The 2034-nt window shown below is 69.0% G+C and carries 2 protein-coding genes; both read right to left on the bottom strand.

Annotation, left to right across the window (positions count from 1 at the left end):
- Nucleotides 1–1086, bottom strand: a 1086-nt coding sequence (locus E3D03_RS20545; protein ID WP_411969840.1) for a S49 family peptidase, incomplete at its 3' end; no start/stop codon positions are given.
- A partial coding sequence (locus E3D03_RS20550) for a phage portal protein (RefSeq protein WP_263568493.1) occupies nucleotides 1083–2034 on the bottom strand: 952 nt, incomplete at its 5' end. The genes E3D03_RS20545 and E3D03_RS20550, both read right to left, overlap by 4 nt.

Consider the following 2034-nt stretch of genomic DNA (forward strand, 5'->3'; position numbering starts at 1 on the left):
GATGGCTTCGGGCGACATCGCGGCCGCCGCGGTCTGCGGCGGTGCGACTGCCGCGGCCGGGGTCGGTTCCGGCGGGGTGACGGCGGCGGACGCGGCCGAAGGCTGCGCATGATCTTCGGGGGCAGTGGTCATCATCGGGCCCTTTCCCTTGGGGTTGGATTTGAGGGTGGATGTGCCGCGGGGTGCGGCGGCGAAGGCGCGAAAGGCGGTGACGGGATCGGCCACCTCGTCGGCGAGACCGGCAAACACTGCCGCCTCGCCGCGGAAGACGGCGGCCTCGGTGCTTAGCGCCCGTAGGGTGTCCAGGCGGCGGCCGCGCCCTTCGGCGACGGTCTCGGCGAAGAGCTGGCGGAGATCCTCAAGTTCGCCGGCAATTCGGTCGCGGACGGCTTCGGGCAGGGGCTCATACGGGTTCGCATCGACCTTGCGGGCGCCTGCATGGATCAGCGTGACGGCGATGCCCTTCTGGTCCAGCGCCCCGCTCATGTCGCTGTGCATGGCCACGACGCCGATGCTTCCGACGGCCCCGGTGCGGGGCAGGATGATCCGGTCGGCCTGCGAGGCCAGCGCATAGGCGGCCGAGAGGGCGTGATCGGCGACGAAGGCCTGCACGGGTTTGACCAGCCGCGCTGCGCGGATGCGGTCGGCGAGGTCAAAGGCCCCCGCGACTTCGCCACCGAAGCTGTCGATGTCGAGGGCAATGCCTCGGATCGTCGGGTCTGAAAGGGCAGCCTGCAGCTGGGCTGCGATGCCCTCGTAGGACGTCAGGCCGGAGGATTGTCCGATCCAGGCGCCGCGATGCACCAGCGTGCCCGCGATTTCGATGACCGCGATCCCTTCGACCACTGCGAAGGGCTGACCGCCGTTCCGTGCCTGGCGGTTGGTCAGATCATCACCAAACAACGACGCCCGGGCGGGCAGGGTGGCGGCATCCCGCTCTTCGGCGGCGATTTCGACCCCCTCAACGCTGATTTCCCGCCCCGCGATCCGGGGCCCAAGCCCGGTCAGGAAAGCCAGCGCCTTGGCGGGATCGACCATCAGGGGCGTGTTGAACACGCGCTGGGCGATCTGGGTGTGATGCATCATGCGTCCTCCGCGGGCCGGGGTTCTCGGTCCTCGCTGTCGTCTTCCTCATCGCCGCTATTCTGCTGATCCTGGCGCGGGACGTCGGCATTGCCTTGCGCCGCGCCGCCACCGGCCGCCTGCGCCGGTGACCCCGGACGTCGGAAGTCCAGGCCCAGCTCCGCCTCGCGTTTGCGTTCGGCCGCGATTTCCCGGTCGACCTGTTCGGCGTCGTAGCCGCGCTCCGCGATGGCCTGCGTGCGGGATTTCAGGCCTGCCTCGATCTGCAGGATTTCCGCCGCGGCGTCCTTCGCTGGGTCGATCCAGTCCCATTTGGTGGGAAGCCAGTCGCAGGCGAGGTATTGCCGCCGCTCTGTCGCATAGCCCGGCAGGTCGATGGCGCCCCCCAGCACCGCCATGTCCATCCAGCGCGTCCAGACCGCCCGGCAGAGCTGATAGACCATGACCGAATGCTGGAAGGCCGAGATGCGGCGCCGGAAGTCGACAAGGGCGATCCGGGTATTGGAGAAGCTCCCCTTGGCGGTGTCCCCCGTCAGATAGCCATAGGGCACGCCCAGCGCGGCCCCGATCTGCAGGAGCGTGCGGTACTGGAACGGCTCGTAGGTGCTGCCAGAGTCCGGCGTCGATGGCGTGGTGACATCTTCGCCCGGGTCCAGTCGCACCACCTGGCCGGGTTCCACCTCCAGATCGTCCTCGGCCGGATCAAGAGCGGTTTCCGGGGCGGGGGAGGTAATGAACATCGCAAACATCGCCGCGGTCTTTTTCCGCTCCAGCTCCGCATCGTCGTAGAGATCGAGGGTGAACAGCTTCACCACGGCCGCGGCGAAGCGCGACACCCCGCGCAACTGGCCCGCTTCGACCGGGTCGAGGATGTGGATGACCTCGGACGCCGGCACGCGCACGGTTTCCCCGGCCAGCCCCGGATCGGTCATGTCGCCCGGGTGGCGGCGC

Source organism: Paracoccus sp. DMF (genome assembly GCF_004407025.1).
Taxonomy (GTDB): domain Bacteria; phylum Pseudomonadota; class Alphaproteobacteria; order Rhodobacterales; family Rhodobacteraceae; genus Paracoccus; species Paracoccus aminovorans_B.